The organism is Lacticaseibacillus rhamnosus (assembly GCF_900636965.1).
In the GTDB taxonomy this organism is placed as follows: Bacteria; Bacillota; Bacilli; order Lactobacillales; family Lactobacillaceae; genus Lacticaseibacillus; species Lacticaseibacillus rhamnosus.
This window is the reverse complement of record NZ_LR134331.1, coordinates 806,731-832,278: the sequence shown is the minus strand read 5'-3', so window position 1 is coordinate 832,278 and position 25,548 is coordinate 806,731. Positions and strand designations below refer to the sequence as shown.

Genomic DNA, 25,548 nt, shown 5'->3' with positions numbered 1-25,548 from the left:
GCATGTGTTACCAATTATCGCTTAAATTTAGCTTCATATCAGTCCAAAAAAACAGTGCCTAAAAAGACACTGTCGAAAAGGTTTAGTCGCTTATTTGGATTCGCTACTACTTTCGTCATCATCGCTTTTAAGCTCTGGCGCATCGGTCTTATATTCATTTGCCACCGATTTACCCTTATTTTCTGCTTTCAAGCTTGTACCTTTCTTCTGGGCGGCTTTGAGCTTCTTTTTCGTATCGGTCAGCTTATACGAAAAATCGCTACGATCGACCTTCTTAAATCCGCTCGGCGTGTAGAATCTCAGCAGATCACCATTGATGACGCGATCAGATAAGGACAGTTCCGTTGTCACACGGTTAGTGGCAGCGTCAACCGTTTTCTTTTGGCTTGGGGATAGCTTGGTGATTTTCTTCCCTGTGCTGGTATTAAAGTATTGACTGCCTACCTTAGTGAAATCAGGTGTGACGAAATCACCATTTCTGAACGCAACTGTTTGCGGATGATTAGCGGAGAGCAAATCTGAACCAAACTGAACCGTATCATTGTCCTTAACGCCTAACAGGTTCAATATTGTCGGCAAGGCATCAATTTCACCGCCATATGTGTGATTAATGCCGCCTTTTAGTCCTGGCATGTGAATCATAAATGGTACGCGTTGATACATGGCATTGTCATAGTCATTAAAACCGGTAATGTTGGTTAACTTGGCCATGGCTTTTTTATGGTTGTTTGAAATCCCATAATGATCACCGTAGAGAACAATCATTGACTTATCGTACAGTCCGGTTTCCTTCAGCCAGTCAAAGAATTCACCAATTGCTTCATCGAGATAACGGGCTGTCTGGACATAACCATCAACGGTATCATCGCCAGTGTCGGTCTTACTGATGGTCTGATTTTCCTTGTCCAGTGTGTAAGGATAGTGATTCGTGACCGTAATCATTTTGGCATAAAATGGCTGCGGCAGTTGTTCGATGTACTGCGCTGAATCTTTCAGGAAAATCTTGTCCTTCAACCCATAGCCGACATCATAATTTTTCCCACTTGAGAAGTAACTCTTAGAAAAGAAATAGTCGTATCCCCAAGACTTATAGGTGTTATCACGGTTCCAGAAACTTGGTACATCCCCATGGAACGAAGCGGTTGTGTAACCCTGCTGATCTAAGATTGCTGGTGCCGCCTGGAAAGTGTTCGTCGTCCCGTCAGTTACCATGGCCGCCCCTTCAGGCAACCCAAACAATGAATTTTCCATCATCATTTCCGCATCAGCCGTTTTCCCTTGACCAACTTGGTTAAAGAAGTTGTCAAAAGATAGTGTGTCTGATTCATGATAGAGCTTATTGAGATTCGGAGTGACTTCCTGTCCATCCCATTTGAAGTCAATCATAAATTGCTGCAGGCTTTCCAAGTGGATGACAAAAACATTCTTACCTTTTGCCACACCGGTATATTCTGCGTTCGGGGTAACACGATTCTTATTGAGATAATTCAGTACGGATTTGACATCACTCGAATCAGCGTTTGCCTTCGTTGCACTATTGCTGGCAGTTTTGACCCCGTCAACAACAGTATAGGCATTGAGACCCAGATATTTCACAATGTAGTTATTGTCAAACGTGCGCGTCAACAGTCCGGAACGATCGCTATAAGCCATAGCCAGATTCGCCCCAAACATTAACACTGCCAGCAGCGAAACTCCCAGTGCAAACCGCTTTTTGATCGGGCGGATATCCATCCGAATAACCTTGAAAGCTAACAGTAAAATCAAAAATAGAACATCGACAAACACAAGAAAGTCTGTCGGCTGAACGATCCCCATAATTCCCTTGTTCAAGTTATTGGAAACCGCACCTGATCCTTTGATTAAAGCAAAAGTCAGAAAGTCGGAAAATTCCCGATAATAAAGTACATTAGCAAAAAGCCAAACCGACGTCAGGGCATCGATAATCAGCATCGTGACATACGATTTACGTCCCGACATATATAAAGCAATCCCAAAAAGAAAAAGCGTTGTCGGAATCGGATTAACTGCCAGAATTAAATGCTGAAAGCTACCAGTGACCCCTAAGTTGAATTTAGCTTGATATGCCCAATAAGTTTTTGCCCAGAATAAGACAATGGCAAGTACCAGAAAACCGAGTCTGGTATTGAAAAATCCTCGAATTTTAGCGCCGATCTGGTTCATGTGGAGCCTCCAAGTCATTGTTTAATGTCAAAAGTATAGCACATTCGCTAGGATAACCGCTCATTCCTTAAAAGACAAACTTTCAATGCCGATTACAGTCGAATCAACCGCAATCTTAAAGAAGCCTTAAAACCACGTCATTCAAGTTAGTGGCTCGTTGCCAAGTGTTTAAATCTTTTCAACGGTTTAAAATTGATCCTTTGTAAACCGCCTATCTCCTAACGCGCTCCCCGGCGCAGAGACCTGCATGTAAGGACCTCGCGCGCAATGGCCAAAGACCGGCCATCACGCGCGAGGCCGCTTACACTTCGGTCTCTAACCGCGCCGGCTCGCGCTTACTAAAAAGCCGCGATGTCATTTTAGTGACAAACACGGCCTAACGCTTTTCAGTTCAAATCGGCCATTCGCAATGTGGCAGTCTTTCTCTCGAGCTTGTTGAAACTGATACAGGTATCTACTCAACAGCCTATCAATAGCCTACATTTGAATGCGTTTGAGCAAGGCGGTGCGCGTCAACCGCCATTTAACTCAACATCAGTCAAATTTCATACTACTGATCCATCAAATCAGAAAAGATTCACACAGAAAAAGCGAACCTTCGCAAGTCCGCTTTACTCAGAACTCAAGCTTGAGCCTGATCGCTACTATCAGTACCGTTAGTGCCCTCGTCTTCATCAAAATCCATTAGATCATAGATTTCCATGGCCGCAAGATCGATATTATCAAACTGGAACGTCTGGTGAGTGCCTAATTCTTCAAGTTCGTAAGTTTCGGTCTTGGGATCGTACGTCACGAGGCCCTTTTCATCACCATTTTTTTCGAAGCGGCGTGACTGTGCCTCGCCATCGCCTGCCTGCATGGCTTCAAGGCGTTTGATGATGGCCACGAGCTGTGATTGTTTCATAAAATGGCCTCCTAATTTTTCCTATTTCAAGAAATAGCTTAGCATAAACCGTCGCCTCTGTGGGAGAAATATCACTTTGAATTCTACTTTTATGACGTTGCGTGTCGATAGGCAAATGGACTATGCTATTTGCATGCTATTATAACGCGTTTGCCGGCGTAAAAGTCAGTTAGGCAATCTTTTAGTGGTAGCCGTCTAACTCCGACTTCTAACCGCATCGGTTCGCGTTTACATCATAATGCGCTCTCCTGCCCAGAAATCGGGTTGGCTCGCGCTTACTTTATTAAGGAGATTTGTATGACATTGCAACCTTTAAACGAACAACTACCTGCCATCGAGGTTAGTGAGATTCGACAATTTGACGAAAGTGTCAGTGATATTCCCGGTATTTTGAAACTGACGCTAGGCGAACCTGATTTCAACACCCCGGAACATGTTAAGCAAGCCGGGATCAAAGCCATTCAGGAAAATTACTCGCATTATACCGGGATGGTTGGTGATCCGGAGTTACGCGAAGCCGCACAACATTTTTTTAAAACGAAATATGGCACTGACTATCAGGCTACAGATGAAATTCTGGTGACAGTCGGGGCCACTGAAGCACTGGCAACCGCTATTACGACGATCAGTGATCCGGGTGATGCTATGCTGGTTCCGTCACCAATTTATCCGGGCTACATTCCGCTTCTGACGCTGAATCACGTTACGCCGCTTTATATGGATACGAGTAAAACCGACTTTGTTTTGACCCCAGAACTCATTGAGGCCACCATCACTGCAAATCCTGATGCTAAAATCAAAGGCATTATCCTTAACTATCCAAGCAATCCCACCGGTGTCACGTATCGGGCGGCAGAAGTAAAGGCCATTGCGGACATCGCCGCTAAACATAACCTCTACATTATCTGTGACGAAATTTATTCTGAACTGACTTATGGTGAGCCGCATGTATCCATGGGACAATTTGCCTACGATCGTACATTTATTGTCAACGGTCTGTCTAAATCACATGCAATGACCGGCTGGCGAATTGGCTTTTTGATGGGTCCCCAGCAGTTAATCGCGCAAGCCAAAAAGGTGCACCAATATCTTGTGACTGCCGCAACGACCATTGCCCAGCGCGCTGGTATTGAAGCTCTGACGAACGGTGCAGACGATGCTCAGGTGATGAAAGCAGCTTACGTTAAACGCCGTGATTTTGTTTATGCCGCCCTCATCGACATGGGCTTTAGCGTGGCTCGTCCTGATGGTGCCTTTTATCTTTTTGCAAAAATTCCGACCCAACTGCATCTAAGCTCACGCGAATTTACGCACGCCTTGGCACATGAACAGAAGTTAGCTCTGATTTCAGGTACCGCTTTTGGCCCCGGCGGCGAAGGTTATATCCGAATCAGTTACGCGGCATCAATGACCGATCTTCAAGAAGCCGTTAAGCGATTGCGCGCGTTCATGGCCAGCCACATCGGCTAATCAAGCGTAAACGGAAAGAATCCGCACGCGTTTTGAATCATCATCAATTAAAAATGGGATCCTGAAGACATAAGTAACTGTCTCCGGAATCCCATTTAATTTAATTTCAGCTTGCCATCCATCCGCCAGAAAACCTTGAACCAAGCTGACTGGCTGAAGGGCGTTTACGCGTCTTTTTTTGGAGGTAATGCCATTGCAACAATGCCGCAGATCATTCCTAGATAATAAGTTAAAAAGCGCCATAACAACATGCCAAGCACTAACTTAGATGGTGAGGCCACATACGTCGCAAACAGGGTTTTAAAACTATACTCTGCACCGCCAGCTCCACCCGGAATTGGAAACAGACTGACAATCATCACAATCATCACGTGTAACACAATCACTTCAACAATGCTAACGTGATTCACACCCAGTGCCAATAGCACAAAATACGGAACCGCATAGTAAAGCAGCAACTGAATTAACGTCAAAAAGCACGCCTTAATCACACGAACTTTTTCGCGCTTCAAGTGCAGGCTTTCGGCGTAAAAAGTATCGATTTTGTGATCCAGATCAAGCTGCATCGCCATCTTCTTTTCCGGCTTCACGAACCAGCCGACTGGTATCATGATGATTCTGACGAGCTTCTTGGTGAATTTGTAGTAGTACATCACCATGAGCAAGCCGACAATCACAATCACGTGGATAACAAAGCCAAAGATGATGAAAATCACAAGGGCCCCAAAATGCCGAGACACTTGATCAAAGCCGATAAGTAAAGTGAGTACAAAGTTAATCAGCACCATAAACTGATACACAACAAACTTCATCAACAGTACCGAACTCGCGCGACCAGCCTCCACCCCACTTTGCATGAGCGCAAACAGCTGAGCCGGTTGACCGCCAGATGCCATGGGCGTAATTGCGTTGAATAGTTGCTCGACAAGCGGAACCCGCAACGCTGTCTTAAAGTCTAATTCGTCCGATCCGTTTTTAATAAAAATCTGCACAACGAAGGTTTCAACGATCCATGAACCAAACATCAGTAAAAAAGCCACTAACAGCCACTTAAGATCAAGCGATAAAAGTTCATGGATCAGTTTTGCGCCATTAAGATCACGTGCTTCATAAATAAAAATGCCGGCGCCAATCAGAACCATGATGAAGACGGCCAGTTTGTTCTTCCGTGTCATATAACTCCTCGGCTAGTGTTTACCCAACGCTGCTTGTTGCACGTAAAAATCATGCCAGACTTTTTCAAGCCGAGCTTCATCGTACACCTGCGCCGCTTCACGGCTCTTGGCCGCATATGTTGCCAAAAGCTCGCGATCATCGGCTAATGCTCGAATTCGTGCCTGCATGTCTGCCACATCCGCCGCCGTAATTGCATAAGGCGTGATGATTTGCTGATACAATTCAAGATCACGCACCATTACCGGCGTATCCGTTGCAAATGCTTCTAAAACCGACATTGGAAACAACTCTTCAAAAGATGGCAGAAGGAACAAGTCTGCCATGTTATAGTAGTCGATCATCGTTTCTCGCGGCATAATACCGGTAAAGTTCAGGTTGGCAGGCGCATTTGCAACTGCCTTTTTGAGCCGCTCATAACCTTCTGTAATGCGGCCAAAAGAAAAGCCGCCCGCCCAGACAAAGCGGTAGTCAGGGTTTTGTTGCGCGAGTTTGATGAAATCACCGACGCCTTTGCGATCTTGCACTTGCCCGGCGCCAAAAACGACAAAATCATCCGGCTTAAAACCATTCGCATGTCGTAACGCCTGCCTTTTTTCCCGGGAAACCGGATGAAACGTACGTTGAGAAACGAAATTTGGAATGTACGTTACCTTGTCCGGATTAATCCCATAGGCCTCAAGCTTAGGAATGAAGTTTGGATTCACGACAACAAGTTCATCCATACGTTTGTAAAAAGCTAACGTATAGCGGTCTAGTGTCCACCGCGCCACTCGCGGCAACTTTAAACTCGCATCTAAAGTACTAGGCACAAAATGAACGAAGCCGATTTTGCGGCCTCTTTTTTTGGAGAACGTCGATAAATAAAACTTAGGATCGATTGTATGATAATGACTAATATCACTGCGCGTATAACGATTGACATTAATTTGAAATTCATTGGCAAAATCGTGTTTCAACAGTCCCATCAGTTCTGTGTAAACTGCACCCACGCCTTGCCCAGCAACCTTATTGGCTGAAGAAAACATGTTAATAACGATCATAGTTAACCTTTCATGGTCCGTTTGCTACTACTTTCATCGGTCCATGGCACAGTTTCATCAGCTTCATTCGGGGAATAGTGACTGATAACATCGCGATAGAAATCAAGTACCCGATCGCCAAACCGATCAGCAGAAATTGCCACCAGCTTTTCAGTTCGCGGTTTGGGATCATCATAGGCATTAGGATGCTTCAGATAATTCACAACTTGATGAACCATTTCTGCTTCAGTCGTAAAAGTTGTTCCCAACGCCGGATCATCCAACAGTTGATCAGTATAATCACCAGCAAGGGCAACAACTTTCCGATCAGCGGCCATTGCCTCAATATAAGTCAGTCCCTGTGACTCTGAATCACTAGCCGACACAAAAACATCGCCGACACGATAATAGTCGCCTACATCATCATGGTCAATTTCACCGGTAAACCGGACATGATCGGCAATCCCTAATTCAGCAGCCTGTGCCTCTAGATCTTCACGTGCAGGGCCATCACCGACAATTAGGAGAACTGCTTTAGGAATTTGCGCCAAAATTGCGGGCATGGCGCTGATTAATTTATCAATTCGCTTTTCATAAGCAACGCGACTAAGCGAAACCAATACCGGCACATCTGCCAGTCCCAGCTTTTCCCGTAAGTGCGGGTCCTTTTGCTCTGCGAATTGCGTTAAATCGACTCCGGTTGGAATAATCTTAATGTCGGTCTTAACGCCATAACGCCGCAACGTATCATACACCCGCTCAGACGGCGCAATCACACCGCTTACGTGATACAGAAAAGCGCGGGTAAATTGCTTGACATGGTACGGCTTTAGCAGATGACCGTTTAAGACATAATGCAGATAATCCTCATACATAGTGTGATAAGTATGGATCGTTGGAATTTTCAGTTGTTTGGCCACAAACTTACCAATGTAACCCATTGAGAACTCAGTTTGTGTATGCACAATATCCAGATTTAATTCCTTAGCCACTGCATAAGCGTGAAACAGCCCCCGAACCGCAATGCGCCGATCAGTAAAAGAAACAAACGGCACACTTGTAAATCGGAACAAGTTCGGTTCGACCGCATCATCTGGCACATGTGGGTCGGTTGTCGTGAAAATATAAACCTGATGACCCTTACGTTCTAGATCGTCCTTCAAGGTCTTGATGGACGTCGCGACACCACTGACTTGCGGAAAATAGCTGTCTGTAAAAATCCCGATATTCACCTGATCCCCTCCAGACGTCATTTGTTTAGTATAAGTATAAAGATAGGCATGACTAAATGCAATTTTCTCACAAACCTTTAAAAATATCTTACCTTGCCATCAGATGAACATCATCCGGCAAAAGTCGTAAATTTTTAAGCAGCCGCTTGCGAAACATCCCGACAATCAGTCATTTACAACCTATCTTTTTTGAAGAAATATCTATTAATTCATTTATGAATACATATTAACATCTTCACTTTTGGGGTTACTTGTCACGCTCGATGTCTTCCGCTGCAGGCATTTTAACTTTATCGTTAACACGCGCGGCCTTACGGAAGTACTTCGATATGATATGACTGTTGATCCCCCAAAAATAGAAGACCACCGCGCCAAGTATAATGACGACAAAGTCCATTGGATAATGGATCCAGTTCAACCCATTAAACTCAGCACTGCCAATCAGCGAAATTACCGAGAGAAAGACCAGGTAACCAAGCATCCACGCCGAGGCTTTTAACTGCTGCCACGTACTGCGCCAACCTGATCGCCATTCATAAAACAGATACAACGGAATCCCTAAAAAGATAACCCCAATGACTTCAACGGTGGTTGGCCATTTTGCCCAGTAAGCCGCTAATGATGTCAACACAAATGCCAACGGTGCCATTACTCGCAACATCGCTGATTTGACCGGACGCTTGAAATTAGGCGCCATTTCACGCAAAGAGATCACCGTGACCGGTCCTGTCAGATAAGCAATTAACGTAGCCGTTGAAATAACACTGGCAAGCGTCCCCCACGATGGAAAAATAGAGACCATAATCATACTTAAGACAGCATTGACCACCATCGCGACACGCGGAGTTCCGTACTTTTCGTCAATTTTACCGATAAACTTAGGAATGTGATTGTTGCCCACCATCGCCTGAAGCGCACGACCGGACGAAGCGACAAACGAAACGCCAGTCCCAAATGGCGAAACAAACGCATCCATATACAGCAAAACCGACAGCCAGTGAATACCAAGCAAAATTGCCAAATCCGCAAACGGCGAGTTGAGGTTCAGGCCTTTCCATCCATGGGCAGCAAGCATATCAGGAGAAATGGTCGTGATAAAGACACTTTGCAACAGAATATAAATAATTCCGCTAATAAGCAAAGAAATCCCGATGCCGCGACCAATATTCTTTTGCGGGCGTTTCACATCGCTTCCCATGTTAATAACAGTCTGGAAAGCGTTAAAAGAAAAGATAATCCCTGAAACCGAAGTCGCCGCAAAAATCGGTGCACTACCATAAGGCATCAAGGTTGCCAACGAATGCCCATAATTTTCGGGGTGAAAACTCGACAAGGCCAGCAAAACGATCGTCAACAACGGTACCCCAATTTTAAAAATGGAAATAAAACTGGTAAAGCGCGTCAGCAACGTCACTGACCAGTAATTAAGCAACGTAAAAATGATGATAAACGCAAAGACCACTAACAGTCCTTGTGGGGTAATCCTCCCTGCATGTAAAAAGCCGTGGGTAAAACCAGCCCACTTCCATGGCCACGATGCCATATACTGAACTGCGGCAACTGCTTCAATTGGCAATAATGTCACCAAAGAAATCCAGTTAGCCCATGATGCTATAAAGCCAACCAATGAGCCATGCGAATACTGCGCAAATTTACTCATTCCGCCTGATTCCGGAAACATCGTACCTAACTCCACGTAATTATAGGCAATGACACCGATAATGACGCCGCCAATGACCCAAGAAAAAATTGCCGCTGGTCCGGCGACTTCTGCCGCTTCCCACGATCCAAACAACCAGCCCGATCCAATTAACGAACCAAGTGCCAACATGACTAGCTGAAATAGACCAATTTTGTTGTCTTTTGTTTTTGAAGAAATAGTTGGAAACCTCCTTATAAAATGACCTAATTAGGTTACCGCAGATTACGGAGTATGTAAAATAACTCACCTCGTTAAATCAAGCGCAAAAGCTCTTCCTTACGCATCGGGCAGCTTTTTAAACTTTATTTCCACAGGTACCATTCAGCCCAATATTAAAGTACAGACAGTCGCATCATATAAAGGCTATTTACCATACCAATTTTAGCCAAACGTGCCAATTAAACCGGATCACGATGTCCACGCGCTAATCAGTCATTCAACTTGATCAGGACGCATTCTTTGATTCTAATTGAAAAAATAAGAAAATAATGTTAATAATTTTGTGCCCCAGAAAAGCTGATTCTTTGCGATTTCTTATACATGCCCTGGTATAAAAAGTTATACCTGAACAATTGTTCCCTATTCAATTGTAAACGTTTTATTGTAGAATGATCTTGCTAGTAGATCAGGGGAGGAGGATATATGAAAAAAGAAGAACTGAGCTTGATAAGAGAAGCTGTGAACGATTCAGAAGCTTTCCGTAAACTATTCGAACAATACCGCCCTCTGGTTTTAAAGGTTTTAAAACCCTACAACCTCAGAGAATTTTCCTATGAGGATTGGTTGCAAGAGGCCAGAATTGCCATGATAAAAGCTGTTGCGCGTTATGACGGCAGCAGTGGCTCGCAATTTGGGCCGTATTATCGAATGGTGTTACAGTCCCACTTACGTTCAATCTTGCGCAGACACTTTGCCCATAAGCGTCGGATTGATGCTACCGCTATTCCATTCAAAGCGAGTGCGCTCGAATCTTTGCAGGAACGGCTAGCAATACGTTCAGTCGAAGACGGATTGCTCATGCGTGTTGAATTTTTTCAGCTTCTAGAAAACCTGTCACCCCTGGAATATTAGGCGTTTGAGACGGCAGTCTTGCATCCGTTTGATACGCCCACAAGCAATCGTTTCCGTCGTGCTTTAGAACGCTCACGAGCAAAGATTATTAAGTTTACACGGGAAGATTAATCCCAAGCTGTGAGCTTCTTAGGCCAGTTCAAGATTGTCCCATGATTGCCTTGGACACGGCAATCATGGGACAATTTTTTTGCTTGAATTTTCGCTGTAAGCATTGCAATCGATCTGTTGTACTTGAGTGCTAAGGAAACGCAAGCCAGATTTAGTTCTCTCTCAACGCCATCTGTTGGTATCACCGCATACAATTAAGGAAGATTCGTCCTTGATACAAAGGCTCCCAATCTATCTCGTCTGACAAATTAAGCGAAAGCGACTCCCATCTATCTTTCTTGGGCCACTCGCCAGTTGTTTATACGAGGAAGCAGTTAACGGTGATGCCGTAACTGCGAAATCCGTCGTGCAAGTATGCGTTTAGACATGCTTGGCCTAAGTTCCATACCCTTCGCCACACTCGCAGTAGTATTTGCCTGTTAAGGGTATGGCTATTTAATTCATGTTTCGGCGCTCGAGACATGAGAACATCGAAATCACTTTAAAAATCCACAAACCTCTGATAGACAAGTTGGCTCCAAGACAAGCGGCGAAAACCGTTAAAGTTTTGTGATAGCCAGCGACCACTTTGCCGACCAACAAAAGGCTCTCAATACCTTGACACACGAGGAGTAGCGTCATTTGGAATTACGAGCTAACCGACCACTTTTAGCAAAATACCCCCAAAAAGCAAAAGTGGTCGGTAAAAGCATCTTTTTTCAGGGATTTTTAAGCGCCCAGAAAAAACAAGAATCCCAATTTAAAGCCATTTCTGAGCACTAAAAAAGCCCCTCTAGGGGGCCGTGCTACCGGTGATCGGGGTCGAACCGATACTCCATCGCTGGAACGGGATTTTGAATCCCGCGCGTCTGCCAATTCCGCCACACCGGCATAATAATGATAGCTAACACTCTGTCTTGCTGGGGTTTAGCCGCAAGATAAGGCGGTGATCGGAATCGAACCGACGATCAAGGTTTTGCAGACCCATGCCTTACCGCTTGGCTACACCGCCATATTCATCAAGTTGAGTGCATTTCTCCTATGGCAGTTGGAGAAATTGGGGTAGCTGGATTCGAACCAGCGCATGACGGAGTCAAAGTCCGTTGCCTTACCGCTTGGCTATACCCCAATAAAAGGGCGGTATGTGGGGATCGAACCCACGTATGCCGGTGCCACAAACCGGTGTGTTAACCGCTTCACCAATACCGCCATTATAAAGCAGGGATAGTAGGAGTTGAACCCACACTGACGGTTTTGGAGACCGTAGTTCTACCATTAAACTATATCCCTATGAATGGAGGAGATAGGATTCGAACCTATGAACCCGAAGGAGCGGATTTACAGTCCGCCGCGTTTAGCCTCTTCGCTACTCCTCCATAATGGCGCGGGACGGAATCGAACCGCCGACACATGCAGCTTCAATGCATTGCTCTACCGACTGAGCTACCGAGCCATTTGAATCTTTTTATAGAATTTGTTCCTCTCAAATCGAGAGGGACGGTCCCAACGGGACTCGAACCCGTGATCTCCTGCGTGACAGGCAGGCGTCCTAACCAACTAGACCATGGAACCATATTAATTGCGGGAGCAGGATTTGAACCTGCGACCTTCGGGTTATGAGCCCGACGAGCTACCGAACTGCTCCATCCCGCGATAATTATAAAGGAGAATGAGGGATTCGAACCCTCGCGTGGATTGACATCCACCTGACGGTTTTCAAGACCGTTCCCTTCAGCCAGACTTGGGTAATTCTCCATTTAACCATGACCCGTACGGGATTTGAACCCATGTTACCGCCGTGAAAGGGCGGTGTCTTAACCACTTGACCAACGGGCCACAACGGAGAAGGAGGGATTTGAACCCTCGCACCAGTTTCCCGGTCTACACCCTTAGCAGGGGCGCCTCTTCAGCCACTTGAGTACTTCTCCATGTGTATATAAAATTAAGTGGTGCAATGGGCCTAGGTGGACTTGAACCACCGACCTCACGCTTATCAAGCGTGCGCTCTAACCAACTGAGCTATAGGCCCAATATCATAACCGCAGCGGGTGACGAGAATCGAACTCGCGACAACAGCTTGGAAGGCTGTGGTTTTACCACTAAACTACACCCGCATAAGGATGATTATGAATATGGCGCGGGACAGAATCGAACTGCCGACACATGCAGCTTCAATGCATTGCTCTACCGACTGAGCTACCGAGCCGCAAACGGTCCCAACGGGACTCGAACCCGTGATCTCCTGCGTGACAGGCAGGCGTCCTAACCAACTAGACCATGGAACCATATTAATTGCGGGAGCAGGATTTGAACCTGCGACCTTCGGGTTATGAGCCCGACGAGCTACCGAACTGCTCCATCCCGCGATAACAGTAACAAACTGATTATACCGAACAGTGGCCCGCCTGTAAAGATGGACCTTGTAGGGCTCGAACCTACGACCGGGCGGTTATGAGCCGCCTGCTCTAACCAACTGAGCTAAAGGTCCAAGCTCAATCGCGGCGGGGGGGATCGAACCCTCGACCTCCCGGGTATGAACCGGACGCTCTAGCCAGCTGAGCTACACCGCGAGAAAAACATATGGACTAAGCGTCCAATCGGGAAAACAGGATTCGAACCTGCGACCCCCTGGTCCCAAACCAGGTGCTCTACCAAGCTGAGCTATTTCCCGTTAAATGCACCCAGTAGGAGTCGAACCTACAACCTTCTGATTCGTAGTCAGACACTCTATCCAGTTGCGCTATGGGTGCAAATCATGATAATGCCGAGGAACTTTTCGACCAAGCACACCCTCGGCACTGTGCTTGGAAAGCGGAAGACGGGATTCGAACCCGCGACCCCCACCATGGCAAGGTGATGTTCTACCACTGAACTACTTCCGCATGAAACAAAATGCTTATCAAATTATTGGTGCCATGCCGACTAAAGGATTCGAACCTTCGACCCCCTGTTTACAAGACAGATGCTCTACCAACTGAGCTAAGTCGGCAAAAATATCGACTTGAGCCGTCAATTAAAACCAATAATTCTCTGAGCCGTGACAGGCTCGAACTGTCGACCCACTGATTAAAAGTCAGTTGCTCTACCAACTGAGCTAACGGCTCAATGGAGGATACAGGGCTCGAACCTGTGACCCTCTGCTTGTAAGGCAGACGCTCTCCCAACTGAGCTAATCCTCCATATGTAAGCGTGGCAGCTTCCTACCCTCGCAGGCAGTTTCCCACCAACTACTCTCGGCGTGAAGAAGCTTAACTTCTGTGTTCGGCATGGGAACAGGTGTATCCTTCTTGCTATCGCCACCACACTTATGAGAACTTTGCGCTCTCAAAACTGGCTATCATTGTTGTTGTTTTTGCCGGAACTTAACGTATTTCATCGAAACGCGCGCTGGCTTAGCGCCAGTTGGCGCTTTACTTGGTTAAGTCCTCGACCGATTAGTACTGGTCCGCTCCATGCATCGCTGCACTTCCACTTCCAGCCTATCTACCTGATCATCTTTCAGGGGTCTTACTTCCATATAGGAATGGGAAATCTCATCTCGAGGGGGGCTTCACACTTAGATGCTTTCAGCGTTTATCCCTTCCGTTCATAGCTACCCAGCGATGCGCCTGGCGGCACAACTGGTACACCAGCGGAACGTCCATCCCGGTCCTCTCGTACTAAGGACAGCTCCTCTCAAATTTCCTGCGCCCGCGACGGATAGGGACCGAACTGTCTCACGACGTTCTGAACCCAGCTCGCGTACCGCTTTAATGGGCGAACAGCCCAACCCTTGGGACCGACTACAGCCCCAGGATGCGATGAGCCGACATCGAGGTGCCAAACCTCCCCGTCGATGTGGACTCTTGGGGGAGATAAGCCTGTTATCCCCAGGGTAGCTTTTATCCGTTGAGCGATGGCCCTTCCATACGGAACCACCGGATCACTAAGCCCGACTTTCGTCCCTGCTCGACTTGTCAGTCTCGCAGTCAAGCTCCCTTCTACCTTTACACTCTGCGAATGATTTCCAACCATTCTGAGGGAACCTTTGGGCGCCTCCGTTACATTTTAGGAGGCGACCGCCCCAGTCAAACTGCCTACCTGACACTGTCTCCCGCCACGATCAGTGACGCGGGTTAGAGTGTTCATACAGCTAGGGTAGTATCCCACCAATGCCTCCATCGAAACTAGCGTTCCGATCTCTACGGCTCCTACCTATCCTGTACAAGCGGTACCAACACTCAATATCAAGCTACAGTAAAGCTCCATGGGGTCTTTCCGTCCTGTCGCGGGTAACCCGCATCTTCACGGGTACTATAATTTCACCGAGTCTCTCGTTGAGACAGTGCCCAAATCATTACGCCTTTCGTGCGGGTCGGAACTTACCCGACAAGGAATTTCGCTACCTTAGGACCGTTATAGTTACGGCCGCCGTTTACTGGGGCTTCAATTCTGGGCTTCGCTTGCGCTAACTCATCCTCTTAACCTTCCAGCACCGGGCAGGCGTCAGCCCCTATACATCATCTTACGATTTAGCAGAGACCTGTGTTTTTGATAAACAGTTGTTTGGGCCTATTCACTGCGGCTGACCTTGCGGTCAGCACCCCTTCTTCCGAAGTTACGGGGTCATTTTGCCGAGTTCCTTAACGAGAGTTCGCTCGCTCACCTGAGGATACTCTCCTCGACTACCTGTGTCGGTTTGCGGTACGGGTAGTTTATTTCTCACTAGAAGCTTTTCTTGGCAGTGTGACATCAGGAACTTCGCTACTTTAATTTCGCTCCCCATCACAGCTTGTCCTTAAGGCGGCAAGCATTTCACTCGCTACCGGACTTACTGCTTGGACGCACTTTTCCAGCCGTGCGCTTTCCTTAGCCTCCTGCGTCCCTCCATCGCTTAAACAAAATAAACTAGTGCAGGAATCTCAACCTGCTTGTCATCGACTACGCCTTGCGGCCTCGCCTTAGATCCCGACTAACCCTGGGAGGACGAGCCTTCCCCAGGAAACCTTAGTCATACGGTGGATCAGATTCTCACTGATCTTTCGCTACTCATGCCGGCATTCTCACTTCTAAGCGCTCCAGCCGTCCTCACGATCGACCTTCAACGCCCTTAGAACGCTCTCCTACCGCGCACCCTGACGGGTGCACCCACAGTTTCGGTATTATGCTTAGCCCCGGTATATTTTCGGCGCAGTGCCACTCGACTAGTGAGCTATTACGCACTCTTTAAATGGTGGCTGCTTCTGAGCCAACATCCTAGTTGTCTGTGCAACGCCACATCCTTTTCCACTTAGCATAAATTTAGGGACCTTAACTGGTGATCTGGGCTGTTCCCCTTTCGACAATGGACCTTATCGCTCACTGTCTGACTCCCGGAGTAAGATCAATGGTATTCGGAGTTTATCTGAATTCAGTAACCCTTGACGGGCCCCTAGTTCAAACAGTGCTCTACCTCCATGATCCATCCTCCGAGGCTAACCCTAAAGCTATTTCGGAGAGAACCAGCTATCTCCAAGTTCGTTTGGAATTTCACCGCTACCCACAACTCATCCCAGCATTTTTCAACATACATGGGTTCGGTCCTCCAGTGTGTTTCACCACACCTTCAACCTGGTCATGGGTAGGTCACTTGGTTTCGGGTCTACATCTACCTACTGAAGCGCCCTGTTCAGACTCGCTTTCGCTCCGGCTCCGACTTTTCATCTTAACCTCGCAGGCAAACGTAACTCGCCGGTTCATTCTACAAAAGGCACGCCATTACCCGTTAACGGGCTTTGACTAATTGTAGGCACACGGTTTCAGGAACTGTTTCACTCCCCTTCCGGGGTGCTTTTCACCTTTCCCTCACGGTACTGGTTCACTATCGGTCACTAGGGAGTATTTAGCCTTGGGAGATGGTCCTCCCGGATTCCGACGGAATTTCACGTGTTCCGCCGTACTCAGGATCCTGGACGGAGAGTCCGCCGTTTCGTTTACAGGGCTTTCACCTTCTATGGCGCAGCTTTCCAGCTGACTTCGACTACGTCGAACTTTGGTAACTCCAATGTCCAGTCCTACAACCCCGAGAAGCAAGCTTCTCGGTTTGGGCTCTTCCCGCTTCGCTCGCCGCTACTATGGGAATCGAGTTTTCTTTCTCTTCCTGCGGGTACTGAGATGTTTCAGTTCCCCGCGTCTGCCGCCAACAAGCTATGTATTCACTTGCAGGCAATACACTGATGTGTACTGGGTTCCCCCATTCGGAAATCTCCGGATCAAAGCTTACTTATAGCTCCCCGAAGCATATCGGTATTAGTTCCGTCCTTCATCGGCTCCTAGTGCCAAGGCATCCACCGTGCGCCCTTTGTAACTTAACCTGTACTGACTTGCGTCAGCGGTTATGCGATGCGAATTTCTATTATTAGAAACTCATACAAATACGCTGTGTTCTCGGCAATTTAAAACATTTACAACAATGATATCCAGTTTTCAAAGAACAAAGTCGCACCCGCTAGGGTGCTTGAGGGTAATCCCCTCAAAACTAAACAAAGTTTCGTGTGTGCAGGTTTCCGTCAGACTTTCAGTCTGTTTCCTTAGAAAGGAGGTGATCCAGCCGCAGGTTCTCCTACGGCTACCTTGTTACGACTTCACCCTAATCATTTGTCCCACCTTAGACGGCTCGCTCCCTAAAAGGGTTACGCCACCGGCTTCGGGTGTTACAAACTCTCATGGTGTGACGGGCGGTGTGTACAAGGCCCGGGAACGTATTCACCGCGGCGTGCTGATCCGCGATTACTAGCGATTCCGACTTCGTGTAGGCGAGTTGCAGCCTACAGTCCGAACTGAGAATGGCTTTAAGAGATTAGCTTGACCTCGCGGTCTCGCAACTCGTTGTACCATCCATTGTAGCACGTGTGTAGCCCAGGTCATAAGGGGCATGATGATTTGACGTCATCCCCACCTTCCTCCGGTTTGTCACCGGCAGTCTTACTAGAGTGCCCAACTAAATGCTGGCAACTAGTCATAAGGGTTGCGCTCGTTGCGGGACTTAACCCAACATCTCACGACACGAGCTGACGACAACCATGCACCACCTGTCATTTTGCCCCCGAAGGGGAAACCTGATCTCTCAGGTGATCAAAAGATGTCAAGACCTGGTAAGGTTCTTCGCGTTGCTTCGAATTAAACCACATGCTCCACCGCTTGTGCGGGCCCCCGTCAATTCCTTTGAGTTTCAACCTTGCGGTCGTACTCCCCAGGCGGAATGCTTAATGCGTTAGCTGCGGCACTGAAGGGCGGAAACCCTCCAACACCTAGCATTCATCGTTTACGGCATGGACTACCAGGGTATCTAATCCTGTTCGCTACCCATGCTTTCGAGCCTCAGCGTCAGTTACAGACCAGACAGCCGCCTTCGCCACTGGTGTTCTTCCATATATCTACGCATTTCACCGCTACACATGGAGTTCCACTGTCCTCTTCTGCACTCAAGTTTCCCAGTTTCCGATGCACTTCCTCGGTTAAGCCGAGGGCTTTCACATCAGACTTAAAAAACCGCCTGCGCTCGCTTTACGCCCAATAAATCCGGATAACGCTTGCCACCTACGTATTACCGCGGCTGCTGGCACGTAGTTAGCCGTGGCTTTCTGGTTGGATACCGTCACGCCGACAACAGTTACTCTGCCGACCATTCTTCTCCAACAACAGAGTTTTACGACCCGAAAGCCTTCTTCACTCACGCGGCGTTGCTCCATCAGACTTGCGTCCATTGTGGAAGATTCCCTACTGCTGCCTCCCGTAGGAGTTTGGGCCGTGTCTCAGTCCCAATGTGGCCGATCAACCTCTCAGTTCGGCTACGTATCATTGCCTTGGTGAGCCGTTACCTCACCAACTAGCTAATACGCCGCGGGTCCATCCAAAAGCGATAGCTTGCGCCATCTTTCAGCCAAGAACCATGCGGTTCTTGGATTTATGCGGTATTAGCATCTGTTTCCAAATGTTATCCCCCACTTAAGGGCAGGTTACCCACGTGTTACTCACCCGTCCGCCACTCGTTCAAAATTAAATCAAGATGCAAGCACCTTTCAATAATCAGAACTCGTTCGACTTGCATGTATTAGGCACGCCGCCAGCGTTCATCCTGAGCCAGGATCAAACTCTCATATAAATATGAGCTGTTCGAATAGCTCGATTTGTTGTTCTAGCGAATTGACTTCGCAAATGTTACTTTTTGCCTCGATACCGAAGTATCAAGGACCCTGCACATTTAAACGAAACTTTGTTCAGTTTTCAAAGGACTACTTTGTCAAAAGACAACTTTGATAGATTATCATGATCAGCATATCATGTCAACAACTTTTTAAATTGAATATTTATTCAATTTATTGAAAATGATGCACATCCTGCTGATTCATCAACTTTATCTCATCAGTTCATCCGTCAAGGAACGACGTCTTTGTTTTGACAACAACAAGTATCATACCAGCACTTGCGCGAACTAGTCAACAAAAAATTGACATAAATCAAAATAAATTCCAATTCCGAAAAACAACGAACGTTAGCAATTAAAATGCATAAAAATTCGCATATTTTGCGAACAATTGGTGGGAGGACGTGTTAAAAGTTCACTAAAACGTTTGATGACACTTGCGAACGACTGTGGGGCATTCCGTTTTCCATTTGCCACAACGACAATTAGCGCCCTGCATCAACCCATGATTCCCTTACACTAAGCTCTAAGGCAGCGTGCATCTCCTCAAAATGCTAAAGATCGTATCGTGAACCCAAAATTGCCACGTTAATGTCAAATTCTAAAAATTCGCTGCATCAACCTTGCAAACTGGCTGACCACATTCTCGCAATACCCTAACTTCATTACCATGAACAGCCTAATGCCATTTAATTAAGCCAGAGCAATCTATGCCCGCCTCATTTGCCTGCACTGCTGATGAAGCGTAAAGAAAAAACCGCTCATTTATGAGTGGTTTCTCCATCTAAGTGTTCAAGTGCTTCAGCGACCCACCCATCTAAATGAGCGGCAATCGGTGCAAAGCCGGTGTGAAATTTACGACTGGTCCAGTAATGTTTGCGACGCCGCTTCTTACCTAACCGAGGCGGCGCTTGCAACGCACGCAAGGATAAACTAATTTTTTTGGTATATTCGTCGATGTCCAAGATCACAACTTCAACTCGCTGGCCGACGTTAAAAATATCGCTGGTGTCCTTGACATAACCGTGCTGGCATTCTGAAATGTGCACTAAACCTTGTGTGTGCTCATCCAGCATGACAAACGCCCCATATGGTTGGACCCCTGTCACTTTGCCAGTCAAGATATCTCCTATGCGATATTCCATTCTGACACTTCATTTCATTGGATTTCTCTTTGAGTATACCCTAAAAATCAGCGGCAACCAATATTAGTCTTGAATTGTCAACCGATCGATCGTCACCGGCTCAACCGGCTTATCGTTGGCACCGGTTTTGACTTGACCGATTTTCTCCACAACCGATAGTCCTGATAACACTTGACCAAAAACGGTGTGGCGATGATCTAACCACGGTGTGCCGCCTTGTTCATAGGCTTTGATAATCGGTTCGGGAAATCCGGCTTCGCTTAATTGTGCCTTCATGCTCGGATCCAGATGCCTATTCGTGACGATGAAAAATTGACTGCCGTTGGTGTTAGGACCCGCGTTGGCCATTGACAAAGCACCTTTTAGATTAAATAGTTGATTTGAAAATTCATCTTCAAAGGGTTTGCCCCACAGGCTTTCGCCGCCCATTCCCGTGCCTGTCGGGTCGCCGCCTTGAATCATAAAATCGGCAATGATGCGGTGAAAAATCAGGCCATCGTAGTACCCTTTTTTAGCTAAGCCGATGAAGTTATCAACGGTTTTAGGAGCCTGTTTTGGAAATAGTGCAATCTCAAAATGTCCTTCGCTGGTTTCAAAAATTGCTTTTGGTCCTTTGAATTCTGCAAGTTCTAGTTGTGGATAGTCCATAATCAGTCTCCTTCATTTGTCTCATTCGTATTTCTAACACTAGGCGTAGTATACCAGCATCATCAATATGGGCAAAGTAAATGTCATTTGCTTTGTGCACTCCCTTAGTCAATGAACCATTCAATGGTGATATCTTGTTAAACAGGCTTGCCAGACTACTGTCACCTTGGTAACCATTAGCAAAATATGGTAGGGTATGAACGTCATATTATTTATCGAAACGGAGCATTGCAAATGTCAGTGCAGCATGTATATGAAATCACTGTGATTGGCGGCGGCCCGGTCGGCATGTTCGCCGCTTTTTATGCCGGGTTACGTCAAGCAGATGTCTTATTATTAGAAAGTCTTGACGAACTCGGTGGTCAAACCGGAAATTTATATCCGGCCAAGATTCTTTATGATATCGGCGGCTTCCCCCATGTCAGCGGTAAGGATTTAGTCGCTCAACTGAAAACTCAGCTGATGCATTTTAAGCCGGACGTCAAAACAGCTACTGAAGTTCAGACCATTGACGAGGCTGATGATGGTACTTTTGTTTTGCATACGAGCCAAGGAGATTTCCACACTAAAACGGTCATTGTTGCGACTGGTGGCGGTGCCTTCACGCCGCGTAAATTAGCCGTTGATTATGACCCCGCTTTAGAAGGTCAGCAACTTTTTTATTTTGTTCAAGATCTGGAGACTTTTCGCGATCAGGAAGTTGCCATCGCTGGCGGCGGCGATTCTGCCATTGATTGGGCTTTGGCGCTGGAGCCGATTGCCCGGCATGTTACTTTAATTCATCGCCGCTCCAAATTTCGCGGACTTGAGGCAAGTGTGGCTGCACTTGAAAAAAGTAGTGTGACGATCGAAACCCCGTATTTAATCGAAGCCGTCACGCACGAAAATAAGCGCCTGGCTGTACGCTTAAAAGAAGTTCGTGGTGAGGACCAGCCCACCTTAACAGTCGACAAATTGCTGGTTAATTATGGCTTTGTTACTGACAAACGGCATCTTCAAGCATGGCAGTTCAAAACCGATCGTAATGGCATCCTGGTTGATTCACAGATGCAAACCAGCCGACCCGGAATTTTTGCGATTGGTGATGCCGTCAGTTATGCCGGAAAGTTGCCATTGATTGCCAGCGGCTTTGGTGAGGCACCGACTGCCATTAACGAAGCGCTCAGTCGGCTTTACCCGGAACGCCGTCAAGCTTTGCACAGTACCCAACTTTATCGATAAAACCAGCCAGCTCAACCTAATGACGCTAATGTGTTCGCCAGTACCGACTGCTAAGCACACTGGCCAACGCCCACTTTGAATGGAGAAGCGAAAAATGACAAATGAAGAGAAATTGTATGAACGCACGATCCAGTTATTACACGAGCGCGGTGTGCAACTCAGTGATATTGGTGAACTTGTCATGTTCTTACAGGAACGTTTCATTCCTAAATTGACGATCGAAGAAGCCACGCAAAACGTTCGCATTGTTTTGCGTAAACGGGAGGTTCAAAATGCCGTGATGACTGGCATCGCTTTAGATAAGGCTGCTGAAGCAAACAGTCTTGAGGAGCCTTTACAGAAGATCATTGCAGAAGATGAAGGGCTTTATGGGGTCGATGAGGTGTTGGCCTTTTCAATCGTCAATGTTTATGGATCAATTGGTTTTACTAATTACGGCTATATTGATCGGATTAAGCCAGGAATTCTGGCCAAGCTCAATGCCCACGAGCCGGGGATCATCCACACTTTTCTTGATGATATCGTCGGGGCAATGGCTGCCGCTGCTGCCAGTCGCCTTGCCCACTCCCATCCGGAAATCGAAGACGATATTTATTGATGTTTTTCTAAAATTTTCGCATGTTTCATGAAACTTTCATCTTATCCCGTATAATGAAAGATAATTCATTAAAGGAGTTTACAAAATGACCCAGTTGTTTGATTTCATCTTACACATTGATGAACATTTGATCACCATCGTCAATAGCTTCGGCCCCTGGACCTACGTCATCCTCTTTGCGATGGTCTTCATCGAAACCGGGGTCGTTGTCTTCCCGTTCTTACCCGGAGATTCACTGTTGTTTGCCGCAAGTGCTTTAGCTGCCAACGCGGCTTACAACTTGAATGTCTGGATTCTCTTCGCGGTTTTCTTGGCTGCTGCGGTTTTAGGCGATACTGTTAATTATGAAATCGGTAAGCGTGTCGGTTCTGCTGCTTCTACCGGTAAAGGCTGGTTCGGGCGCTTGATCAATCGTGACAAGTTGCGCCAAGCAGAGGCCTTCTTCGATAAGCATGGCGGCAAAACAATTGCAATTGCCCGTTTCATGCCGCTTATTCGCACTTTTGCCCCATTCGTTTCCGGTGGTTCCCGTATGCACTATGGTAAGTTCATCCACTACAATTTACTTGGCGGTTTCTTATGGGTCACCTTATGCGTGCTCGGCGGTTTCTATTTCGGTAATGTGACTTTTGTAAAAGAACACTTTTCACTCGTTGCGCTTGGCATCGTCTTGATCTCACTTCTACCAATGGTCATTGCCGCGGTTAAAACCCGCACTGCCAAAGTCGCTGATCGCTAATCATCAAATCTAACAAAAAGGCGCAACGCATGTTTATAAACAACATGTGCTGCGCCTTTTCTATTGCTTTGACCCGAGCCGTGCATCTTGCCGCCCTCGCCAAATGCCCCATATCATCACTGCTTCAAACAAACCAAATGCTAGTAGGAAACAAAGCATGAAGAATCCTTCCGGCAAAACATTGATAATCGGATCGGTTGCCGGATCAAACAGCCAGTCCTGATTCCGGAAAAGCATTTCATGAAAAACAATAAAGAACCGGTCAAAGTTCATCGCCAATAGTGCCGTTAACCCGATTGGCACGACTGCCCCGATCATAAACGGTCGCACCAACAAGTAACGCTTACTCGTGGCTTTGAGCCGATGTAGCCAACGAATAGCAAAAGGCAGCGTTACGAGGGCCACGAGGATATCGAAAATAAACAGACGACGCACGTCAGCAAAGTGAACCGCTCCATGCAGACTAGTTGGAAAATCCTGCATTCGAAGTGTCCCAATCCAAGGGAAATTCAGGTAAGCCATCAATTGTAAGTAATTGTGGTAAAGCCTTCCTAATGACATAGCGGCAATTTGCGGTAAGTCATCCATATGTGCATAAATTGGAAACGTCAGCAACGTGCTCAGGATCGTGACCAAAATGACGGTACTAATTATTGCCAGCCAAAGAACCACCCACTGCCCAGCGCGTTTCATCTAAACCTCCCAGTCCGTTAACTGGTCAATTTGATGCGTTGGCTGATGAACTTGTTTAGACACATAATCACGCGTTGACACCCCGGTATAAACCAGGATCGTATCAATGCCCGCGTTTAATCCCGCCTTAATATCGGTGTTGTAATTATCACCCACCATGGCAACCGAGTCTTTAGGCAAGCCCATCTTTTTAAGTGCTTTCTCCATAATTGTCGGCTCCGGTTTGCCAATGTAAAAAGCGCGCTGCTGGGTACTACGCTCTACTAATGCAATCAGTGACCCAGCTCCTGGAACCAATCCCCGTTCATTGGGTAGGTTGGTATCCGCGTTGGTGCCGATAAACTTGGCGCCACGCTTAATGGCCAAAGTCGCCAATTCAAACTTATGATAGGTGACATCATAATCCAAGCCCACTACCACATAGTCCGGATCCACTTCATTTAACCGTAATCCGGTATCCAAAAGTGCTTGCTTCAAGCCAAGCTCACCGATGATATACACGGATTTCCCTGAAACATCCCCGTGATTAAGGTCCGTCAAATAAGCCGCCGTTGCCAATGATGGCGTGTAAATCTGATCAGGCGTGACATGAATATCGTGATTTTTGGCTAAATTATCAACGACATCTTCAGGGCTTTTAGTCGTATTGTTCGTTAAAAATAAAAACGGAATCCGCGCCGCTTGCAACCGTTCGACAAAATCCTTTGCTGCCGGAATCCGTTCTTTCCCCCGATAAATCGTTCCATCCAGATCAATCATATAACCTTTATACTTCAAGTCTGTCCCTACTTCTTGTTAGTCTCACGTTGACGGATCGTAAAATGCCGTTTGCGTGGTTGGTTTTGGTGTACGGTTTTAGCCTGTTCGCCGCGAAATTGCGGTGATCGAACTGACTTTTCCGTGTATGGTTTGTTGGCTTTACGTTTGCCATGTAATGGGTGCTTATTGGCATGTTTACGCTGCGCATTCTTAGTCGTTTGCGAATGCTGATCGCGTCCTTGCCGGCGGGGACTCGACTTAGGGGCGGGCTTGTCTAGACATGCAAGCACAAAGTAAGCACAGCCAAAATTACAGTATTCATACAGGTAATCTTCTAATGTGCTGATAAGCTGATCTTTGCTGGCACCACGGCGATCGTCTTTATAAAAGCCCCGAAGCCGTAACTGGTCATATCCCCAGTCGCCGACAATGAAATCATACTTATCAAGAATATCATTATAGCGTTCATTTAATCGCTCAAGATCGCAGGCATCCCGATAATTCTCGACAATCCGATACCGGCGCCCATCGATCGTGATCAAATCGTGCCCGACATTGACGATTCGTAAATCTTTTTTTAAGGCCGGTATCAAGGCATCATCGATTTGTTCGGATAATGGTGATCGTTCACCCAAGTCATGACCTCCTTTTTCATCTAAAAATCGTTTCATGCGGCTTATCATCGCCGCACGTACACAGCAGTCCTTGCGTGGGTGTTCCAAAAGTATAACAC

Annotated in this window: 16 protein-coding genes, 25 tRNA genes, 3 rRNA genes and 1 pseudogene; 6 read left to right on the top strand and 39 right to left on the bottom strand. The window is 46.8% G+C overall.

The features are described 5' to 3' along the window. Positions 1-90 precede the first annotated feature (90 nt). A complete protein-coding gene (locus tag EL173_RS04245) occupies positions 91-2,184 on the bottom strand; it encodes an LTA synthase family protein (RefSeq protein ID WP_014571204.1) in 2,094 nt (697 codons plus the stop codon). Positions 2,185-2,806: 622 nt separating this feature from the next. Next, positions 2,807-3,088 carry a YkuJ family protein gene (locus EL173_RS04240; protein ID WP_005688073.1) on the bottom strand — a complete coding sequence of 94 codons (282 nt, stop codon included), beginning with the start codon at positions 3,086-3,088 and terminating at the stop codon, positions 2,807-2,809. Positions 3,089-3,385: 297 nt separating this feature from the next. Between EL173_RS04240 and EL173_RS04235 the strand changes: the two genes are divergently transcribed. Then, entirely contained in the window at positions 3,386-4,558 is a 1,173-nt protein-coding gene (locus EL173_RS04235; RefSeq protein ID WP_005693297.1) for a pyridoxal phosphate-dependent aminotransferase, read from the top strand. Between the two features lie 164 nt (positions 4,559-4,722). Here EL173_RS04235 and EL173_RS04230 read toward each other — a convergent pair whose 3' ends face one another. The 4 genes from EL173_RS04230 to EL173_RS04215 form a co-directional block, all read right to left on the bottom strand. Then, positions 4,723-5,733, bottom strand: coding sequence for a lysylphosphatidylglycerol synthase transmembrane domain-containing protein (locus EL173_RS04230; RefSeq protein WP_005693301.1), 1,011 nt, complete (start codon positions 5,731-5,733; stop codon positions 4,723-4,725). Between the two features lie 12 nt (positions 5,734-5,745). Further along, the gene (locus EL173_RS04225) at positions 5,746-6,774 is read right to left on the bottom strand and encodes a glycosyltransferase family 4 protein (protein WP_005693303.1); all 1,029 of its coding nucleotides are present in this window, start codon (positions 6,772-6,774) and stop codon (positions 5,746-5,748) included. 2 nt (positions 6,775-6,776) lie between these two features. After that, complete coding sequence (locus tag EL173_RS04220) at positions 6,777-7,985, bottom strand: glycosyltransferase family 4 protein (protein WP_014571203.1); 1,209 nt, start codon at positions 7,983-7,985, stop codon at positions 6,777-6,779. Positions 7,986-8,232: 247 nt separating this feature from the next. Beyond that, positions 8,233-9,837, bottom strand: coding sequence for an APC family permease (locus EL173_RS04215; protein WP_223391104.1), 1,605 nt, complete (start codon positions 9,835-9,837; stop codon positions 8,233-8,235). 492 nt (positions 9,838-10,329) lie between these two features. Between EL173_RS04215 and EL173_RS04210 the strand changes: the two are divergent. Continuing rightward, positions 10,330-10,869 (top strand): annotated as a pseudogene (locus EL173_RS04210) (sigma-70 family RNA polymerase sigma factor). A 621-nt stretch (positions 10,870-11,490) separates the two neighbouring features. Continuing rightward, positions 11,491-11,631, top strand: coding sequence for a hypothetical protein (locus EL173_RS15075; protein ID WP_005693308.1), 141 nt, complete (start codon positions 11,491-11,493; stop codon positions 11,629-11,631). Positions 11,632-11,655: 24 nt separating this feature from the next. Here EL173_RS15075 and EL173_RS04205 read toward each other — a convergent pair. The 30 genes from EL173_RS04205 to EL173_RS04060 form a co-directional block, all read right to left on the bottom strand. After that, positions 11,656-11,739: transfer RNA gene (locus EL173_RS04205), tRNA-Leu, on the bottom strand. Positions 11,740-11,789: 50 nt separating this feature from the next. Next, a tRNA-Cys gene (locus tag EL173_RS04200) sits at positions 11,790-11,860 on the bottom strand. A gap of 45 nt (positions 11,861-11,905) precedes the next feature. Beyond that, a tRNA-Gln gene (locus EL173_RS04195) sits at positions 11,906-11,977 on the bottom strand. 7 nt (positions 11,978-11,984) lie between these two features. Next, positions 11,985-12,057, bottom strand: a tRNA-His gene (locus tag EL173_RS04190). Positions 12,058-12,067: 10 nt separating this feature from the next. After that, positions 12,068-12,138 (bottom strand) — tRNA-Trp (locus tag EL173_RS04185). A gap of 5 nt (positions 12,139-12,143) precedes the next feature. After that, positions 12,144-12,224 (bottom strand) — tRNA-Tyr (locus EL173_RS04180). Positions 12,225-12,228: 4 nt separating this feature from the next. Next, positions 12,229-12,301, bottom strand: a tRNA-Phe gene (locus EL173_RS04175). Between the two features lie 45 nt (positions 12,302-12,346). Continuing rightward, positions 12,347-12,420: transfer RNA gene (locus EL173_RS04170), tRNA-Asp, on the bottom strand. A gap of 7 nt (positions 12,421-12,427) precedes the next feature. Further along, positions 12,428-12,501: transfer RNA gene (locus EL173_RS04165), tRNA-Met, on the bottom strand. A gap of 10 nt (positions 12,502-12,511) precedes the next feature. Beyond that, positions 12,512-12,603, bottom strand: a tRNA-Ser gene (locus tag EL173_RS04160). Positions 12,604-12,612: 9 nt separating this feature from the next. After that, positions 12,613-12,684 (bottom strand) — tRNA-Glu (locus tag EL173_RS04155). Between the two features lie 4 nt (positions 12,685-12,688). Continuing rightward, positions 12,689-12,776 (bottom strand) — tRNA-Ser (locus EL173_RS04150). 27 nt (positions 12,777-12,803) lie between these two features. Beyond that, positions 12,804-12,877, bottom strand: a tRNA-Ile gene (locus EL173_RS04145). Positions 12,878-12,891: 14 nt separating this feature from the next. Next, a tRNA-Gly gene (locus EL173_RS04140) sits at positions 12,892-12,962 on the bottom strand. A 19-nt stretch (positions 12,963-12,981) separates the two neighbouring features. Further along, positions 12,982-13,054: transfer RNA gene (locus EL173_RS04135), tRNA-Phe, on the bottom strand. Between the two features lie 5 nt (positions 13,055-13,059). Next, positions 13,060-13,133, bottom strand: a tRNA-Asp gene (locus EL173_RS04130). Between the two features lie 7 nt (positions 13,134-13,140). Further along, a tRNA-Met gene (locus tag EL173_RS04125) sits at positions 13,141-13,214 on the bottom strand. Between the two features lie 48 nt (positions 13,215-13,262). Continuing rightward, positions 13,263-13,336: transfer RNA gene (locus EL173_RS04120), tRNA-Ile, on the bottom strand. Positions 13,337-13,344: 8 nt separating this feature from the next. Then, positions 13,345-13,418: transfer RNA gene (locus EL173_RS04115), tRNA-Met, on the bottom strand. Between the two features lie 27 nt (positions 13,419-13,445). Continuing rightward, a tRNA-Pro gene (locus EL173_RS04110) sits at positions 13,446-13,519 on the bottom strand. Positions 13,520-13,524: 5 nt separating this feature from the next. After that, a tRNA-Arg gene (locus EL173_RS04105) sits at positions 13,525-13,598 on the bottom strand. Positions 13,599-13,658: 60 nt separating this feature from the next. Continuing rightward, positions 13,659-13,730 (bottom strand) — tRNA-Gly (locus EL173_RS04100). A 34-nt stretch (positions 13,731-13,764) separates the two neighbouring features. Beyond that, positions 13,765-13,837 (bottom strand) — tRNA-Thr (locus EL173_RS04095). 42 nt (positions 13,838-13,879) lie between these two features. Next, positions 13,880-13,952 (bottom strand) — tRNA-Lys (locus EL173_RS04090). 2 nt (positions 13,953-13,954) lie between these two features. Further along, positions 13,955-14,027, bottom strand: a tRNA-Val gene (locus EL173_RS04085). 8 nt (positions 14,028-14,035) lie between these two features. Then, positions 14,036-14,152, bottom strand: a 5S ribosomal RNA gene (gene rrf, locus EL173_RS04080). Between the two features lie 110 nt (positions 14,153-14,262). Continuing rightward, a 23S ribosomal RNA gene (locus tag EL173_RS04075) occupies positions 14,263-17,180 on the bottom strand. Between the two features lie 220 nt (positions 17,181-17,400). Next, a 16S ribosomal RNA gene (locus EL173_RS04070) occupies positions 17,401-18,970 on the bottom strand. The 16S, 23S and 5S rRNA genes sit together here with 25 tRNA genes alongside, the layout of an rRNA operon. Positions 18,971-19,773: 803 nt before the next feature. Further along, positions 19,774-20,157 carry a CvfD/Ygs/GSP13 family RNA-binding post-transcriptional regulator gene (locus EL173_RS04065; protein WP_019728266.1) on the bottom strand — a complete coding sequence of 128 codons (384 nt, stop codon included), beginning with the start codon at positions 20,155-20,157 and terminating at the stop codon, positions 19,774-19,776. A 63-nt stretch (positions 20,158-20,220) separates the two neighbouring features. Continuing rightward, positions 20,221-20,805, bottom strand: coding sequence for a peptidylprolyl isomerase (locus EL173_RS04060; protein ID WP_005692059.1), 585 nt, complete (start codon positions 20,803-20,805; stop codon positions 20,221-20,223). Positions 20,806-21,039: 234 nt separating this feature from the next. Between EL173_RS04060 and EL173_RS04055 the strand changes: the two genes are divergently transcribed. The 3 genes from EL173_RS04055 to EL173_RS04045 all read left to right on the top strand — a co-directional run bounded on the left by EL173_RS04055 (position 21,040) and on the right by EL173_RS04045 (position 23,363). Then, a complete protein-coding gene (locus tag EL173_RS04055; RefSeq protein WP_014571202.1) occupies positions 21,040-22,026 on the top strand; it encodes an NAD(P)/FAD-dependent oxidoreductase in 987 nt (328 codons plus the stop codon). Between the two features lie 94 nt (positions 22,027-22,120). Next, positions 22,121-22,624 (top strand): phosphatidylglycerophosphatase A family protein, encoded by a 504-nt coding sequence (locus EL173_RS04050; protein WP_005685566.1) that lies wholly within the window; start codon positions 22,121-22,123, stop codon positions 22,622-22,624. Between the two features lie 85 nt (positions 22,625-22,709). Further along, positions 22,710-23,363: a VTT domain-containing protein gene (locus EL173_RS04045; RefSeq protein ID WP_005685565.1), complete on the top strand. Its 654-nt coding sequence runs from the start codon at positions 22,710-22,712 to the stop codon at positions 23,361-23,363. Positions 23,364-23,423: 60 nt separating this feature from the next. On the opposite strand, the gene EL173_RS04040 is transcribed toward EL173_RS04045, so the two are convergent. Genes EL173_RS04040 through EL173_RS04030 form a run of 3 tightly spaced genes read right to left on the bottom strand, consistent with a single transcriptional unit; the run spans position 23,424 to position 25,450 of the window. Beyond that, a complete protein-coding gene (locus EL173_RS04040) occupies positions 23,424-24,056 on the bottom strand; it encodes a TIGR01906 family membrane protein (RefSeq protein ID WP_005692051.1) in 633 nt (210 codons plus the stop codon). Then, a complete protein-coding gene (locus tag EL173_RS04035) occupies positions 24,057-24,833 on the bottom strand; it encodes a TIGR01457 family HAD-type hydrolase (RefSeq protein ID WP_005714507.1) in 777 nt (258 codons plus the stop codon). Positions 24,834-24,841: 8 nt separating this feature from the next. Further along, positions 24,842-25,450 carry a YutD family protein gene (locus EL173_RS04030; protein WP_014571200.1) on the bottom strand — a complete coding sequence of 203 codons (609 nt, stop codon included), beginning with the start codon at positions 25,448-25,450 and terminating at the stop codon, positions 24,842-24,844. Between the last annotated feature and the right edge of the window lie 98 nt (positions 25,451-25,548).